This window comes from Pseudomonas sp. 2,4-D (genome assembly GCF_030418155.1).
Taxonomy (GTDB): domain Bacteria; phylum Pseudomonadota; class Gammaproteobacteria; order Pseudomonadales; family Pseudomonadaceae; genus Aquipseudomonas; species Aquipseudomonas alloputida.
In genome coordinates this window covers 106,088-120,856 of record NZ_JAUHUI010000013.1, presented here as the reverse complement: position 1 = coordinate 120,856, position 14,769 = coordinate 106,088, and the positions used below count along the sequence as shown (strand labels likewise).

16 protein-coding genes are annotated in these 14,769 nt (G+C 62.5%); 9 read left to right on the top strand and 7 right to left on the bottom strand.

Annotation, left to right across the window (positions count from 1 at the left end; genetic code table 11):
• The first annotated feature begins 11 nt into the window (after window positions 1–11).
• From nuoI to nuoN, 6 genes are read left to right on the top strand one after another with little or no spacing between them, the layout of a single operon-like run.
• A complete protein-coding gene (gene nuoI, locus QYE47_RS12370; RefSeq protein ID WP_003251442.1) occupies window positions 12–560 on the top strand; it encodes an NADH-quinone oxidoreductase subunit NuoI in 549 nt (182 codons plus the stop codon).
• Between the two features lie 10 nt (window positions 561–570).
• Window positions 571–1,071 carry an NADH-quinone oxidoreductase subunit J gene (gene nuoJ / locus QYE47_RS12365; protein ID WP_014590312.1) on the top strand — a complete coding sequence of 167 codons (501 nt, stop codon included), beginning with the start codon at window positions 571–573 and terminating at the stop codon, window positions 1,069–1,071.
• A gap of 3 nt (window positions 1,072–1,074) precedes the next feature.
• Window positions 1,075–1,383, top strand: a complete 309-nt coding sequence (gene nuoK, locus QYE47_RS12360) for an NADH-quinone oxidoreductase subunit NuoK (protein WP_003251446.1) — start codon at window positions 1,075–1,077, stop codon at window positions 1,381–1,383.
• Window positions 1,380–3,233 (top strand): NADH-quinone oxidoreductase subunit L, encoded by a 1,854-nt coding sequence (gene nuoL / locus QYE47_RS12355; RefSeq protein ID WP_014590311.1) that lies wholly within the window; start codon window positions 1,380–1,382, stop codon window positions 3,231–3,233. The genes nuoK and nuoL overlap by 4 nt, the downstream gene beginning before the upstream one ends.
• Before the next feature lie 40 nt (window positions 3,234–3,273).
• A complete protein-coding gene (gene nuoM, locus QYE47_RS12350) occupies window positions 3,274–4,806 on the top strand; it encodes an NADH-quinone oxidoreductase subunit M (RefSeq protein ID WP_014590310.1) in 1,533 nt (510 codons plus the stop codon).
• 7 nt (window positions 4,807–4,813) lie between these two features.
• On the top strand, window positions 4,814–6,283 hold the full coding sequence (gene nuoN, locus QYE47_RS12345) for an NADH-quinone oxidoreductase subunit NuoN (protein WP_003251449.1): 1,470 nt from the start codon (window positions 4,814–4,816) through the stop codon (window positions 6,281–6,283).
• A gap of 90 nt (window positions 6,284–6,373) precedes the next feature.
• Here nuoN and QYE47_RS12340 read toward each other — a convergent pair whose 3' ends face one another.
• Window positions 6,374–6,637, bottom strand: a complete 264-nt coding sequence (locus QYE47_RS12340) for an ogr/Delta-like zinc finger family protein (protein WP_004576942.1) — start codon at window positions 6,635–6,637, stop codon at window positions 6,374–6,376.
• Between the two features lie 179 nt (window positions 6,638–6,816).
• On the opposite strand from QYE47_RS12340, the gene QYE47_RS12335 reads away from it, so the two are divergent.
• Window positions 6,817–7,197 carry a helix-turn-helix domain-containing protein gene (locus QYE47_RS12335; protein WP_014590309.1) on the top strand — a complete coding sequence of 127 codons (381 nt, stop codon included), beginning with the start codon at window positions 6,817–6,819 and terminating at the stop codon, window positions 7,195–7,197.
• Here QYE47_RS12335 and QYE47_RS12330 read toward each other — a convergent pair.
• The 3 genes from QYE47_RS12330 to QYE47_RS12320 are packed head-to-tail and all read right to left on the bottom strand — an operon-like array spanning window position 7,194 to window position 8,156.
• Window positions 7,194–7,556 carry a hypothetical protein gene (locus QYE47_RS12330; protein WP_014590308.1) on the bottom strand — a complete coding sequence of 121 codons (363 nt, stop codon included), beginning with the start codon at window positions 7,554–7,556 and terminating at the stop codon, window positions 7,194–7,196. The genes QYE47_RS12335 and QYE47_RS12330 overlap by 4 nt on opposite strands.
• Complete coding sequence (locus tag QYE47_RS12325; protein WP_014590307.1) at window positions 7,549–7,896, bottom strand: head completion/stabilization protein; 348 nt, start codon at window positions 7,894–7,896, stop codon at window positions 7,549–7,551. The genes QYE47_RS12330 and QYE47_RS12325 overlap by 8 nt, the downstream gene beginning before the upstream one ends.
• Window positions 7,897–7,907: 11 nt before the next feature.
• Window positions 7,908–8,156 (bottom strand): helix-turn-helix domain-containing protein, encoded by a 249-nt coding sequence (locus tag QYE47_RS12320; RefSeq protein ID WP_003251454.1) that lies wholly within the window; start codon window positions 8,154–8,156, stop codon window positions 7,908–7,910.
• 220 nt (window positions 8,157–8,376) lie between these two features.
• On the opposite strand from QYE47_RS12320, the gene QYE47_RS12315 reads away from it, so the two are divergent.
• A complete protein-coding gene (locus QYE47_RS12315) occupies window positions 8,377–10,449 on the top strand; it encodes a TonB-dependent receptor (RefSeq protein ID WP_014590306.1) in 2,073 nt (690 codons plus the stop codon).
• Between the two features lie 105 nt (window positions 10,450–10,554).
• Here the strand turns inward: QYE47_RS12315 and chrR are convergent, their stop codons facing one another.
• Window positions 10,555–11,115, bottom strand: a complete 561-nt coding sequence (gene chrR, locus QYE47_RS12310; protein WP_014590305.1) for a class I chromate reductase ChrR — start codon at window positions 11,113–11,115, stop codon at window positions 10,555–10,557.
• A 156-nt stretch (window positions 11,116–11,271) separates the two neighbouring features.
• Between chrR and QYE47_RS12305 the strand changes: the two genes are divergently transcribed.
• A complete protein-coding gene (locus QYE47_RS12305; protein WP_010954911.1) occupies window positions 11,272–11,490 on the top strand; it encodes a hypothetical protein in 219 nt (72 codons plus the stop codon).
• Here the strand turns inward: QYE47_RS12305 and QYE47_RS12300 are convergent.
• Together QYE47_RS12300 and dnaQ are read right to left on the bottom strand one after the other, a co-directional pair.
• Complete coding sequence (locus QYE47_RS12300) at window positions 11,474–13,723, bottom strand: Orn/Lys/Arg decarboxylase N-terminal domain-containing protein (protein WP_041167131.1); 2,250 nt, start codon at window positions 13,721–13,723, stop codon at window positions 11,474–11,476. The two genes, QYE47_RS12305 and QYE47_RS12300, sit on opposite strands and share 17 nt — an antisense overlap.
• Window positions 13,724–14,000: 277 nt before the next feature.
• On the bottom strand, window positions 14,001–14,759 hold the full coding sequence (dnaQ, locus tag QYE47_RS12295; protein WP_014590303.1) for a DNA polymerase III subunit epsilon: 759 nt from the start codon (window positions 14,757–14,759) through the stop codon (window positions 14,001–14,003).
• Window positions 14,760–14,769: the final 10 nt, after the last annotated feature.

The following is a 14,769-nucleotide window of genomic DNA, read 5'->3' as shown; positions in this document are numbered from 1 at the left end:
GGATTTGACCCATGTTCAAGTATATCGGCGACATCGTTAAGGGCACCGGCACCCAGCTGCGCAGCCTGGCAATGGTGTTCTCCCACGGGTTCCGCAAGCGCGACACCCTGCAGTACCCCGAAGAACCCGTGTACCTGCCGCCGCGCTACCGCGGCCGCATCGTCCTCACCCGCGACCCCGATGGCGAGGAGCGCTGCGTAGCGTGCAACCTCTGCGCGGTGGCCTGCCCGGTTGGCTGCATTTCGCTGCAGAAGGCCGAGACAGAGGACGGCCGCTGGTACCCGGAGTTCTTCCGCATCAACTTCTCGCGTTGCATTTTCTGCGGCCTGTGTGAAGAAGCGTGCCCGACCACCGCGATCCAGCTGACTCCGGATTTCGAAATGGCCGAGTTCAAGCGTCAGGACCTGGTGTACGAGAAAGAAGATCTGCTGATCTCCGGCCCCGGCAAGAACCCTGACTACAACTTCTACCGTGTTGCGGGTATGGCAATCGCTGGCAAGCCGAAGGGCTCTGCACAGAACGAAGCCGAGCCGATCAACGTGAAGAGCTTGCTCCCATAAGGACAGAAAGATGGAATTCGCTTTCTACTTCGCATCCGGGATCGCCGTGGTCTCCACCCTTCGGGTGGTAACCGGCACCAACCCCGTGCACGCCTTGCTTTACCTGATCATTTCGCTGATTTCCGTGGCCATGATCTTCTTCGCCCTGGGTGCGCCGTTTGCCGGCGCCCTGGAAGTGATCGCCTACGCCGGCGCCATCATGGTGCTGTTCGTGTTCGTGGTGATGATGCTCAACCTCGGGCCAGCTTCGGTCGCCCAGGAACGGGGCTGGCTCAAGCCCGGCATCTGGGCCGGGCCGGTGATCCTCGGCGCCCTGCTGCTGGCGGAGCTGCTGTACGTGCTGTTCGTCACCCCGAGTGGGGCCGGCATCAGCGGTACCACCGTGGGCCCGAAAGAAGTGGGTATCAGCCTGTTCGGCCCTTACCTGCTGGTGGTCGAACTGGCGTCGATGCTGCTGCTGGCTGCAGCCGTCACCGCCTTCCACCTGGGCCGCAACGAGGCGAAGGAGTAAATCATGGGTGCTATCCCTCTCGAGCATGGTCTGGCGGTCGCCGGCATCCTGTTCTGCTTAGGTCTGGTTGGCCTGATGGTCCGCCGCAACATCCTCTTCGTGCTCATGAGCCTGGAAGTCATGATGAACGCCTCTGCCCTGGCGTTCGTCGTCGCCGGTGCCCGTTGGGTCCAGCCCGACGGCCAGGTGATGTTCATTCTGGTGATCAGCCTGGCAGCCGCCGAGGCCAGCATTGGCCTGGCCATCCTGTTGCAGCTGTATCGCCGCTTCCACACTCTCGACATCGATGCTGCCAGTGAGATGCGCGGATGAACCTTCTCTTCCTGACTTTCGTCTTTCCCCTCGTCGGCTTCCTGCTGCTGTCGTTCTCGCGTGGACGGTTCTCGGAGAACCTGTCCGCCCTGATCGGCGTCGGCTCGGTAGGCCTGTCGGCCGCCACGGCCGCTTACGTCATCTGGCAGTTCAACGTCGCCCCGCCTGAGGGCGGCGCGTACAGCCAGCTGCTGTGGCAGTGGATGTCGGTGGACGGCTTCGCGCCGAACTTCACCCTGTACCTGGACGGCCTGTCGGTCACCATGCTCGGCGTGGTGACCGGTGTCGGCTTCCTGATCCACCTGTTCGCATCCTGGTACATGCGTGGCGAAGCCGGCTACTCGCGCTTCTTCTCGTACACCAACCTGTTCATCGCCAGCATGCTGTTCCTGGTCCTCGGCGACAACCTGCTGTTCATCTACTTCGGCTGGGAAGGCGTGGGCCTGTGCTCGTACCTGTTGATCGGTTTCTACTACAGCAACCGCAACAACGGTAACGCGGCACTCAAGGCATTCATCGTCACCCGTATCGGCGACGTGTTCATGGCCATCGGCCTGTTCATCCTGTTCGCCCAGCTGGGCACCCTGAACGTGCAGGAACTGCTGGTGCTGGCACCGCAGAAGTTCCAGGCTGGCGACACCTGGATGGTACTGGCCACGCTGATGCTGCTGGGTGGTGCGGTCGGTAAATCGGCACAGCTGCCACTGCAGACCTGGCTGGCCGACGCCATGGCGGGCCCGACTCCGGTTTCGGCACTGATCCACGCCGCAACCATGGTGACCGCGGGCGTGTACCTGATCGCCCGTACCAACGGCCTGTTCCTGCTGGCGCCGGACATCCTGCACCTTGTAGGTGTGGTCGGTGGCGTGACCCTGGTACTGGCAGGCTTCGCTGCGCTGGTACAGACCGATATCAAGCGTATCCTCGCCTACTCGACCATGAGCCAGATCGGCTACATGTTCCTGGCCCTGGGCGTGGGTGCCTGGGACGCGGCGATCTTCCACCTGATGACCCACGCCTTCTTCAAGGCCCTGCTGTTCCTTGCCTCCGGTGCGGTGATCGTTGCCTGCCACCACGAGCAGAACATCTTCAAGATGGGCGGCCTGTGGAAGAAACTGCCGCTGGCCTACGCCAGCTTCGTGGTCGGTGGCGCGGCACTGGCGGCCCTGCCGATCGTGACCGTAGGCTTCTACTCCAAGGACGAGATCCTCTGGGAAGCCTTCGCCAGCGGCAACACCGGCCTGCTGTATGCCGGCCTGGTAGGCGCGTTCATGACCTCGCTGTACACCTTCCGCCTGATCTTCATCGCCTTCCACGGCGAAGCCAAGACCGAAGCCCATGCGGGCCACGGCATCAGCCACTGGCTGCCGCTGGGCGTGCTGATCGTGCTGTCGACCTTCGTCGGCGCCTGGATCACCCCGCCGCTGGCCGGTGTGCTGCCGGAAAGCGCCGGCCATGCCGGTGGCGAAGCCAAGCACGCACTGGAGATCACCTCGGGTGCCATCGCCATCGCCGGTATCCTGCTGGCCGCCCTGCTGTTCCTGGGCAAGCGCCGCTTCGTCAGCGCCGTCGCCAACAGTGGCATCGGTCGCGTCCTGTCGGCCTGGTGGTTCGCTGCCTGGGGCTTCGACTGGATCTACGACAAGCTTTTCGTCAAACCGTACCTGCTGATCAGCCACATCCTGCGCAAGGACCCGGTTGACCGCACCATCGGCCTGATTCCTCGGATGGCGCGTGGCGGCCACGTGGCCATGAGCAAGACCGAGACTGGCCAACTGCGCTGGTACACCGCCTCTATCGCCGTGGGTGCCGTGCTGGTGCTCGGTGCCGTGGTAGTGGCTGCGGTATGACTATGAATCTTGCGACTTTGCCAAAGGAAACCAACCCGTCATGATTTTGCCTTGGCTGATCCTGATCCCCTTCATCGGCGGCTTCCTGTGCTGGCTGGGTGAGCGCTTCGGCGCCACCCTGCCGCGCTGGATCGCGCTGCTTACCATGTCCCTGCTGCTTGGCATCGGCCTGTGGCTGTGGGGTACCGGCGACTACACCCTTGCTCCCGCACCGGGTGCCGAACCGGCCTGGGCACTCGAATACAAAGTCGAGTGGATCAAGCGTTTCGGCATCAGCATCCACCTGGCCCTGGACGGCCTGTCGCTGCTGATGATCCTGCTCACCGGCCTGCTCGGTGTGCTGTCGGTACTGTGTTCCTGGAAAGAGATCCAGCGCCACGTCGGCTTCTTCCACCTCAACCTGATGTGGATCCTCGGCGGCGTGGTCGGTGTGTTCCTGGCCCTGGACCTGTTCCTGTTCTTCTTCTTCTGGGAAATGATGCTGGTGCCGATGTACTTCCTCATCGCGCTCTGGGGTCATAGCTCGGCAGACGGCAAGAAGACCCGGATCTACGCGGCGACCAAGTTCTTCATCTTCACCCAGGCCAGCGGCCTGATCATGCTGGTGGCGATCCTGGGCCTGGTGCTGGTCAACTACAACACCACTGGCGTGCTCACCTTCAACTACAGCGACCTGCTCAAGGCCGAGTTGCCAGCCGGTGTCGAGTACGTGCTGATGCTGGGCTTCTTCATCGCCTTCGCGGTGAAGCTGCCGGTGGTGCCGTTCCACTCCTGGCTGCCTGACGCTCACGCCCAGGCACCGACCGCAGGTTCGGTGGACCTGGCGGGTATCTTGCTGAAGACCGCGGCCTACGGCCTGCTGCGCTTCGCCCTGCCGCTGTTCCCGAACGCCTCGGCCGAGTTCGCGCCGATCGCCATGACCCTGGGCCTGATCGGTATCTTCTACGGTGCCTTCCTGGCCTTCGCCCAAACCGACATCAAGCGCCTGATCGCCTTCTCCAGCGTCTCGCACATGGGCTTCGTGCTGATCGGCATCTACTCCGGCAGCCAGCAGGCCCTGCAAGGTGCGGTGATCCAGATGCTGGCCCACGGCCTGTCGGCTGCGGCACTGTTCATCCTGTCCGGCCAGCTGTACGAGCGCCTGCACACCCGTGACATGCGCCAGATGGGTGGCCTGTGGCATCGCATCGCTTACCTGCCGGCCATCAGCCTGTTCTTCGCAGCGGCATCGCTGGGCCTGCCCGGCACCGGCAACTTCGTCGGCGAGTTCCTGATCCTGATCGGCAGCTTCGTGCATGTACCGTGGATCACCGTGATTGCCACCACCGGCCTGGTGTTCGGTTCGGTGTACTCGCTGATCATGATCCACCGCGCCTACTTCGGCCCGGCCAAGACCGACACCGTGCTGGCCGGCATGGACGGTCGCGAACTGATCATGGTTCTGGGTCTGGCGGTATTGCTGATCCTGCTGGGCGTGTATCCGCAGCCGTTCCTCGACACCTCTGCCGCCACCATGAGTGGTGTGCAGCAGTGGCTCGGATCCGCTTTCACTCAACTCGCTTCGGCCCGGTAAGAGCGCTATGGAATTCACCACTCAACACTTCATCGCATTGGCGCCGATGCTGATCACCACCATCACCACGGTGGTGGTGATGCTGGCGATCGCCTGGAAGCGCAACCACTCGCAGACCTTCCTGCTGTCCACCGTGGGCCTGAACCTGGCCCTGCTGTCGCTCCTGCCGGCGCTGAAGGTCGCGCCGCTGGCGGTCACCTCGCTGATCACCATCGACAAGTTCGCCTGCCTGTACATGGCGATCATCCTCATAGCAACGCTGGCCTGCGTCACCCTCGCCCACGCTTACCTCGGCGAGGGCTCCAAGGGTTTCCCGGGCAACCGTGAAGAACTGTACCTGTTGCTGCTGATGTCGGCCCTCGGTGGCCTGGTGCTGGTCAGCGCCAACCACCTGGCCGGCCTGTTCATCGGCCTGGAGCTGCTGTCGGTACCGGTCTACGGCCTGGTGGCGTATGCCTTCTTCAACAAGCGATCACTGGAAGCCGGCATCAAGTACATGGTGCTGTCGGCCGCAGGCTCGGCTTTCCTGCTGTTCGGCATGGCCCTGCTGTACGCCGACGCCGGCAGCCTGAGCTTCGACCAGATCGGCAAGGCCCTGGCTACCACCAGCATGCCAAGCCTGGTGGCCCAGCTGGGCCTGGGCATGATGCTGGTCGGCCTGGCCTTCAAGCTGTCGCTGGTACCGTTCCACCTGTGGACCCCGGACGTGTACGAAGGCGCTCCGGCGCCGGTCGCCGCGTTCCTGGCAACCGCCAGCAAGGTAGCAGTATTCGCCGTTGTCGTACGCCTGTTCATGCTCTCCCCTGCTGCCAGCAGCGGCGTGCTCAGCACCGTACTGGCGGTGATTGCCGTAGCCTCGATCCTGATTGGTAACCTGCTGGCGCTGACCCAGAGCAACCTCAAGCGTCTGCTGGGTTACTCGTCCATCGCCCACTTCGGTTACCTGGTCATCGCGTTGGTCGCCAGCAAGGGCCTGGCCCTGGAAGCCATGGGCGTTTACCTGGTCACCTACGTGATCACCAGCCTGGGCGCCTTCGGCGTCATCACCCTGATGTCCTCGCCATACGGCGGCCGTGACGCCGATGCCCTGTACGAGTACCGCGGCCTGTTCTGGCGCCGCCCGTACCTGACAGCGGTACTGACCGTGATGATGCTGTCGCTGGCGGGTATCCCGCTGACCGCCGGCTTCATCGGCAAGTTCTACATCATCGCTACCGGCGTCGAATCGCACCTGTGGTGGTTGGTCGGTGCGCTGGTGATCGGTAGCGCCATCGGCGTGTACTATTACCTGCGCGTCATGGTTACCCTGTACCTGGTCGAGCCGAACCTGCGTCGTCACGACGCCCCGCTCAAGTGGGAACAGCGCACCGGCGGTGTCATGCTGCTGGCTATCGCCATTCTCGCTTTCGTACTGGGTGTGTACCCGCAGCCCCTGCTGGAACTGGTTCAGCAAGCGGGCCTGCAACTGATCGGTTGATCACCCCGGCAGCCCCGGTAACAGAAAACACCCCGCCTAGGCGGGGTGTTTTTTTATCTACACGTTTTTCTACCTGCGCCCAATGGTGCCTCACTCACTCGGGCAGCCCTGGCCTGCGCCCGGCAACGCGGCCTTGCGCAAATCACCATTGGCCGAAGGCAGGTACACTTCCGGGTTGGGCATGCCGCTGGGGGAGAGTTCATGGGTCATTTCGAATTCGGCGCGCACTGACCAGCCACACGCCTCGGTGGTGCATTGCAAATAAGCGATTCGCAGGAAAATATGGCGCCCTTCGCTAGTACGTATGCGCATCCGGCTGTGGCAATGCGGGCAAACCAGCTTGTAAGTACTCACGGCAAGTACCTGCTAGCATTGCCCAGGCTAGCCTGTGTATCAGTATTGGCTGCAACTGTGGGTGTATTCTTCAATTTGATGGTTCTCATTGCAGAAGTGCTCCTTAAAACGCAGGGCTGTATTCATAACGAGTAGTTTAAGCCCATGGAATATCATTAAACCAGTCATGGATATTTGTTATGAGTACTCACATACTTGCTGAGGTGCTCACGCGCCTTAAGCTTCTCACTGGCGCAAACACTGATGCCGAGCTGTCACGTGCACTGTCGGTCAGCCCGCAAACGCTGAGTAGCTGGAAGGTTCGCGAAAGCATCCCTTACTCACTTTGCATAGACATCGCCAAAAAGCATGCATGCTCACTGGACTGGCTATTGCTGGGCCAAGCCGAGCACAACCCCGCCGGCCCAGATGATGCGGGCTGGGAGTGCGAGATGCTCGAACGGCTGCGCACGCTCTCGCACAGCGACCGCCAGGCCATCCTGCTGTTCATCAAGGACAAGCAGCGCATCCAGCAGTTGGAACAGCAACTGAGTGAGCTCGGCGGCGCAACCAATGGCTAACCCCGACGGCGCCAGCGCTGGATAAGCTCGCGCGGGTCAAGTGTATCCAGCCAGACCATGACCTTGAGGCTGATGGGGATCACCACTACAGCGGCCACGAATGCCGCCATGCCCCGGGTCAGCAATGGCACCAATGACGAAACCAGTGGCTCGAACAAATGGCCCACACCCACGGTCACGAATAGCAGCAGCAGTTTCTTGGCCAGCGTCAGGCGCCTGGCCTCACTGGTGATCAATCGATCGCGTGCCGCGCTCACCAACAATGCTCCCAGCAGCGCGGCGAACAGCACATCGCCATCCACCCCCAGGAACGTCACCAATGCCGGAGCCAGGTGGTCGAAAACAGATCGCTCAGGCATGCACTTGCCCTCCGCGCGGAACAGGCAGGCAGGCGGTTGAACCCAGGCTATACATGACCGCCGCTTCGACAAAACGGATGTAGCACACCCGCAAGGCACGCCCATGATCATGCCCGGCCACATCCTCGAGCCGCTTGTAGCCCCGCGCTCGCAGCACTGACCGCCAGCGGGCGAATTCCCGTGCTGCTTCGATGGCTGCGCAGCGCGCGGCCACTTCCAAAGCAGCGTCACTGACAGACCGCGGCAGTTGCAGGTGCTCACGCAACCTGCCCAGATCCACCCGCGGCCAGAACGGGTCGTGGCAATCGGCAAAGCGCGGTAGCCGAGGATCGTTGCTCATGCGCTACCCCCTTACTGCTCGGCCAGCATGCCGTAGCGAATGGCCTTGATCACAGCAGCCACCCGGGTAGGCACTTCGAATTTGCGCAGGATGTTGGACACGTGAAAGTTCACCGTCGACTCCTTGCATTCAAGGATCTGGCCGATCTCCCACGAGCTCTTGCCATAAGCACACCACAACAGCACTTGCTGTTCACGTGGCGTCAGGCGAACCGGGGCGTCCGCCAAGGGTTGCTGCGAGTGTCGAGCGTTGTCAGTCATGTTTGAACTCCACGGGTGATTGAGCGAGGCATTGCTGCCTACTTGCAGTCACCTTACGAAGCACAGGCCACCCACCTCCACCGCCGTGGTTTGTAAAGAACTTTCGTACAAGACCGCATGACGAAGGTTACGCACGATTTGCTGACTTTCTGCGTGCTCCAAGCCGCATTTCGCTCGTCTCAACGCCGTTGTCCATTCGCCTTTCGCCTGGAGTCGTACAATGCGTTCCGATTTACCCCTCTCGTCCTGCCTCGGTCTGCTGGCGGCCTTGGCTGCCACTCAGCCCGCCCTGGGGGCATCCTCGGTCGAATTGGGCCGAGTGCTGATCACCGATGAGGAGCAGAACGAGCTGACGGCAGCCAGCGAGCGCCTGCGTGAAATACCGGGAGCCAGCAACCTGGTGGACATGCAGCGCGTAGGGCAAGGCCGAGTGGCCAGCAACCAGGACGTGCTGGCCTACCAGCCTGGGGTATTCGCCCAATCGGCAGGCAACGACGGCATCAAGCTGTCGATACGCGGCTCGGGCCTCAACCGTGCGCCAGGGGCGCACGGTTCCGGTGTCTACACCATGTTCGACGGCCTGCCGTTGACTGGCCCGGGCGGCACGCCTTACGAATTGTTCGAACCCCTGTGGCTGAGCCGTGCCGAAGTGCTGCGTGGCGCCAATGGCTTTGACCAAGGCTCCCTGGCCTTGGGCGGTGCGATCAACTACGTCACCCACACCGGCTACGACGCGCCTGCACTGCAAGTACGCTACGAGGTCGGTAGCCGCGGCTACCAGCATCGGCACATCAGTTCGGGCCAGGTGCTGGGCAATCTCGACTATTACGTGGCCCTGACCGATTCGGAATATGACGGCTACCAGGCGCACAGCAGCGGCAGCGCCAAGGGCATTGCCGCCAATGTCGGTTACCGCTTCAACCCCAACCTGGAAACCCGCTTCTACCTGCGCTATCGGGAAACTGAAAACGAACTGCCAGGCCGCCTGACCAAGGACCAGATCAAGCACCACCCGCGCGCGGCCAACCCCAACTATCTGGCACGCGACGACAGCCGCCCGCAACCAGGCAGCACCTGGGTGGGCAACAAGACGACCTTCTACCTCGACGACGAGGCACGCCTGGAAGCCGGCCTGGTCTATCACGACTACCCGATGGACCTGCGCGAAGGCCCCATGCGCCTGAAGGTCGCCTACACCGATGTCAGCGGCACGCTGAACTATTTCCGCCGCGACACACTGTTCGGCCGCGAGAGCAAGACCACCGTCGGTTGGCGTACCACCAAGCACCTGCCCAACAGCGGCGCTTCGCAATTTACCCGCAATGGCGATGTGTTTGGCGAGCGCACCCGTGACTTCACCTACCAGGGCTCGGACACCGTGCTGCATGTTGGCAACGACCTGGAACTGGTCCCCAACCTGTGGCTGAGCACCGGCCTGGCCATGATCTACACGCGCCGCGAAAGTGACGTGACCTACCCCGCTGAAGGCGGCAAGGTGAGCATGCATGACTGGGACTATGCCCCCCGCCTGGGGCTGCGCTACGACATCCGCCCGGACTTGCAGGTGTACGGTAACCTGAGCCGCTCGGTAGAGCCGCCCCACCCGTGGTCGCTGATCTGGAGCGCGCCCAGCACAGGCGGCAAGCAGATCCAGCCGATCGAGATGCAAAACCAGACAGCCACCACCCTCGAACTGGGCGCCCGTGGCGACTCGGCCCTCGGCCGCTGGGACCTGGCCTGGTACTACTCGCAAGTACGCCACGAACTGCTGGCCGTTGAGGTAGTGCCAAATTTCACCTCGGAATTCAACGCCAGCGCTACCGTGCACCAAGGCGTGGAAGCCGGCCTCGACAGCACCCTGTGGGAGCGCGCGGGCACTGGAAAGCTGAGCTTGCACCAGGCCTACACCTTCAGCGACTTCCACTACCGTGATGACGACACGTTTGGCGACAACCGTCTGCCCGGCATCCCCATGCACTACTACCAGGCCGAGCTGCGCTATGACTGGCCGAGCGGCTTCTATGCCGGGGTCAACACACAAATGGCTTCGAAGGTGCAGGTGGACTACGCCAATAGCTACCACGCCGATGAATATGCCTTGCTCGGCGCACGCGTTGGCTGGGACTCACCGAAACAGGACTGGCAGACCTGGCTGGACCTGCGCAACCTGACCAACCAGCGCTATGCAGCGACCGTGACGCCGGCCTACAACGACGCAGGCAAGGACAATGCCCGTTCGACACCGGGCGAAGGGTTTGGCGTATATGCGGGGGTATCCTACAGCTTCCGCTGACGGGTAGGAGCGGGTTTACCCGCGAATGCGTCGGCAAAGTCAATGACGCATTCGCGGGTAAACCCGCTCCTGCGGGGGGGGGCGCTGCACAGCATGATTCGGGGTTCAGACCGCCCTGTTCAACTTCACCCATGAAGCAAACTTGTCGACAAACGCCTGCAAGAACGGTCGCGTCTTATCGTTGAGCTTGCCCGAATCCTCGAACAAGCTCGCCGCACCGCCAAGGTAAGCCTCGGGCATCTGCATGCAGGGCATGTCGAGAAACACCAGCGACTGGCGCACCGCATGGTTGGCGCCAAAGCCACCAATCGCCCCCGGCGACACACTCACCACCGCCGTCGGCTTGCCGCTCCAGGCACTTTGCCCGTAAGGACGCGAACCCACATCAATGGCATTTTTCAGGCAGCCCGGCACCGAGCGGTTGTATTCCGGGGTGACGAACAGCACTGCATCACTGCGGCGGATCTCATCGCGAAAACGCTTCCAGGTTTCCGGCGGTGCCTCGGCTTCGATATCTTCGTTGTACAGCGGCAGGTCGCCAATCTCGACGATCTTCAGCGCAAGGCTGGACGGCGCCAGCTCCGAAAGTGCGCGGGCGACCTTGCGGTTGTAGGACTCCTTGCGCAAGCTGCCCACGACGACTGCTACCGAATACACCTGGCTCATGGCAATTCCAACCTTTGCGGGTTAATTAGACGTTGTAGTTATAGATGACCGTTCTCCGGCGCCTGAGTTTTTTTTCCGCAGGGCGAAAACTTCCGCATCTGTTTCACGGTCTATGCCTTCATACATTTCCTACGTAATTCAGAGGTTTCCACCCAAATGGCAGCAGTAATGGTCGGCCAATTCCACGCCCGTGACGCCGAAGGCCGCATCTACCCCGTGCACGAGTTTCAGGAATCCACCCTGCAACTCGACGGCAGCACGCTGGGCGCCCCCATCACCACCTACCGCCTGGCCATCGGCGACAAGGTCAACCACCTGGGTGAAAACCGTTTCGAGCTGGCACGTTCCGGCGTCGAGATCACGCGCATTCCGTGATGCAATCCACCGTGTAGCGGCCCCCTTCGTGCTGCAGGCCGTGCACATCGGCGACAAAGCCGGGAAAGCCCTGGTTGAATGCTCGGGCGAATGCCAGGTAATCAAGGATCGAGCGGGTCGCCTCGGTGAACCGCTCACCCGGCATGATCAATGGGATGCCAGGCGGGTACGGCACCAGCATCACCGCCGCCACACGCCCCAGCAGTGCCTCGATCGGCACCGCCTCCACTTCGCCACGCACCATCTTGTCATAGGCCTGGGCCGGGCTGACGGCCACCTCCGGCAAACGGGTGAACAGCCGCTTTAGCTGCTTGGCCGTGGCATTGGCGCGGTAGCAGTCATGTAACTGGTCGCACAGGTCGCGCAGGCCCATGCCCTGGTAGCGCAAGGCGTCGGCAGACCCCACACTGGGCAGGCAGCTGCTGATTGGGGTGTTGCCGTCATAGTGGCGCTTGAACTCCAGCAGCTCGGTGAGCAAGGTGCTCCACTTGCCCTTGGTGATGCCCATGGAAAACAGTACCAGGAAGCTGTACAGGCCCGTTTTTTCCACCACCAGCCCGCGCTCCCAGAGAAACTTGCTGACTACCGCCGCCGGGATGCCGCGCGCGCCCAGCACACCGTCTGCGCTCAGGCCCGGCATTACCAAGGTTACCTTCAGCGGGTCGAGCAGCACATAGTCGGTCACCACTTCACCAAACCCATGCCATTGCGCCCCCGGCTGCAGCAGCCAGTCCTGCGCGGCCAGACGGGGCATGCCCTCGGCACTTGGCGGCTGCCAGATGCTGAACCACCAGTCCTCTGCGGCAATGTGCTCACGCAGGTTGGCCAGGGCACGACGAAAACTCAAGGCCTCGTCGAACATCTCCTGCAGCAGCGAGCGCCCAGCCGGCCCTTCCATCATGGTGGAAGCCACATCCAGCGAGGCGAGAATACTGTACTGCGGCGAGGTAGAGATGTGCATCATGAACGCTTCGTTGAAACGGTCCCGGTCCAGCTGCCGCCTGGCACCGTCCTGCACATGAATCATCGAGGCCTGGCTGAACGCCGCCAGCAGCTTGTGGGTGGAGTGGGTACTGAACACCAGCGGGCTGTCTGCCGCGCAGGCGGTGCCCATGGCGTAGCGCCCGGTGAAAAAGTCGTGGAACGCGGCATAGGCAAACCAGGCCTCGTCGAAGTGCAGCACCTCGACACTGGCACCCAGGGCCTGCTTGATCAGCCCGGCGTGGTAACACAGCCCGTCGTAGGTGGAGTTGGTCACTACCGCCAGCTTGATACGCTGCCCCCGATCCCGGGCAAGGGGGTTGGCCTGAATCTTCGCGGCGATCGCCTCGGGGCTGAACTCGCTGAGCGGGATCGGGCCGATGATGCCCAGTTCGTTGCGCTCCGGGCACAGGTACAACGGGATGGCACCCGTCATGATGATCGCGTGCACCACCGACTTGTGGCAGTTGCGGTCCACCAGCACCAGGTCGTCACGGCCGACCATGGCGTGCCAGACGATCTTGTTGGCCGTGGAGGTACCATTGATGACGAAGAAGGTGTGGTCGGCGCCAAAGTTGCGCGCCGCCCTGGCCTCGGCTTCGGCCAGCGGGCCTGTGTGGTCGAGCAGCGAACCCAGCTCCGGCACGGAAACGGACAGGTCCGAACGCAGGGTGTTTTCCCCGAAGAACTGGTGAAAGGCTTGGCCTACCGGGCTTTTATGATAGGCCACACCGCCACCATGGCCTGGAGTGTGCCAGGAATAGTTGGACTGCGCGGTGTGCTGCACCAGCGCCTTGAAGAACGGCGGCAGCAGGCCGTCGAGGTAGGTGTGTGCAGCACGCGCTACCTGGCGGGCGAGAAACGGCACGGTGTCTTCGAACAGGTAAAGGATGCCACGCAGCTGGTTGAGCTCGCTCATGGCTTCGGCGGGGGCATTTTCCAAGGTCACCTGCTCGCCCAGGGCGAAGATCGGCAGGTTGGGTGCACGCAAGCGGGCCAGGCCAATCAGCTCGGCCATGTTCTGCAACAGATGGGTGTTCTCGCCAGCGCCTTCGGCCGCGATGAGCATGCAGGCCAGGCCGTGGTGGGTGGCGGCGACCAGCCGTGCTTCGGCGTGGTCAGCGGCGGCGAGAATGGCAAAGCCATCCTGGCGCAATTCCTCGGCGATGCCGCGCACACGCTCGCCAGCAACACTGTCGGCCTTGATGGCGCGGTGGACGATGAGGATCGGGAACTTGAGGTCCTTGTACATCAGGTGGCTACCTCCGAAGGACATGGCGTCCATTTCAGGGTAGTTGAGCCTTGTATTGCCTGTACTGGCCCTTTCGCGAGTGAAGCCGCCCCTACACCTGATTGGTGGTGGACACCTGTCGGTGATTGGACACAGGCGTCGTAGGAGCGGGTTTACCCGCGAAAGGGCCGGGCCTGCTGGCCAATCTGCCCCCCGCCATTCACCGCCGCAGGCGCCACCGTATTCGCGGGTAAACCCGCTCCTGCAACGATCTCCACTTCTGTTGCAGGGCGAAAGATCAGCCGGCTGGCGTCTCAGTCAGGGCCTGCCACAGCGAAGGCCCACCCGCCGACTTGGCAATGGCTGCCAGCCGCTCGGCATGCGCCTCCAGCTCTTCAGCGCTGGCCATGATCACCCGCCCCGGCGTACGCCCGACAATCCGGCGGATCTCGCTGCCGCCAGCGCCTTGCCCGTCCTCTTCGGCATCTGCCCCATTCCCAGCCAACGACAGGCTCGTCTGGCCACCGGTCATTGCCAGGTAAACGTCGGCCAGCAGTTCCGAGTCGAGCAGTGCGCCGTGCAACTCACGGCCCGAGTTGTCGATGTCGTAGCGTTTACACAGCGCGTCCAGGCTGTTGCGCTGCCCCGGGTGGCGCGAACGTGCCAGCAGCAGGGTGTCAAGAATGGTGCAGTGCTGCGAAATGTCAGCGCGGTCCTGCTGGCCCAGCAAGGCGAATTCGTTGTTGATGAAGCCAACGTCGAACGCCGCGTTGTGGATGACCAGCGTGGCGCCCTGGATGAACTGGAAGAACTCCTCGGCGACATCGCCAAACCGTGGCTTGCCGACCAGGAAGGCATCCGTGATGCCGTGAACGTTGATCGCGCCCTCGTCACTCTCGCGGTCGGGCTGCAGGTAGACGTGGAAGTGTCGCCCGGTCAGGCGCCGGCCGATGACCTCGACACAGCCGATCTCGATGATCCGGTGGCCTTCGCCAACCGGCATACCCGTGGTTTCGGTATCGAGAATGACGAACCGTTTATCTTGCTGCTGCTCCACGCGGGCGCTC

What these genes read in the sequence shown, in the direction of transcription:
- nuoI (WP_003251442.1), top strand. Translation starts at nt 12, where the DNA reads ATGTTCAAGTATATCGGCGACATCGTTAAGGGCACCGGCACCCAGCTG.
- nuoJ (WP_014590312.1), top strand. Translation starts at nt 571, where the DNA reads ATGGAATTCGCTTTCTACTTCGCATCCGGGATCGCCGTGGTCTCCACC.
- nuoK (WP_003251446.1), top strand. Translation starts at nt 1,075, where the DNA reads ATGGGTGCTATCCCTCTCGAGCATGGTCTGGCGGTCGCCGGCATCCTG.
- nuoL (WP_014590311.1), top strand. Translation starts at nt 1,380, where the DNA reads ATGAACCTTCTCTTCCTGACTTTCGTCTTTCCCCTCGTCGGCTTCCTG.
- nuoM (WP_014590310.1), top strand. Translation starts at nt 3,274, where the DNA reads ATGATTTTGCCTTGGCTGATCCTGATCCCCTTCATCGGCGGCTTCCTG.
- nuoN (WP_003251449.1), top strand. Translation starts at nt 4,814, where the DNA reads ATGGAATTCACCACTCAACACTTCATCGCATTGGCGCCGATGCTGATC.
- QYE47_RS12335 (WP_014590309.1), top strand. Translation starts at nt 6,817, where the DNA reads ATGAGTACTCACATACTTGCTGAGGTGCTCACGCGCCTTAAGCTTCTC.
- QYE47_RS12330 (WP_014590308.1), bottom strand. Translation starts at nt 7,556, where the DNA reads ATGCCTGAGCGATCTGTTTTCGACCACCTGGCTCCGGCATTGGTGACG.
- QYE47_RS12325 (WP_014590307.1), bottom strand. Translation starts at nt 7,896, where the DNA reads ATGAGCAACGATCCTCGGCTACCGCGCTTTGCCGATTGCCACGACCCG.
- QYE47_RS12320 (WP_003251454.1), bottom strand. Translation starts at nt 8,156, where the DNA reads ATGACTGACAACGCTCGACACTCGCAGCAACCCTTGGCGGACGCCCCG.
- QYE47_RS12315 (WP_014590306.1), top strand. Translation starts at nt 8,377, where the DNA reads ATGCGTTCCGATTTACCCCTCTCGTCCTGCCTCGGTCTGCTGGCGGCC.
- chrR (WP_014590305.1), bottom strand. Translation starts at nt 11,115, where the DNA reads ATGAGCCAGGTGTATTCGGTAGCAGTCGTCGTGGGCAGCTTGCGCAAG.
- QYE47_RS12305 (WP_010954911.1), top strand. Translation starts at nt 11,272, where the DNA reads ATGGCAGCAGTAATGGTCGGCCAATTCCACGCCCGTGACGCCGAAGGC.
- QYE47_RS12300 (WP_041167131.1), bottom strand. Translation starts at nt 13,723, where the DNA reads ATGTACAAGGACCTCAAGTTCCCGATCCTCATCGTCCACCGCGCCATC.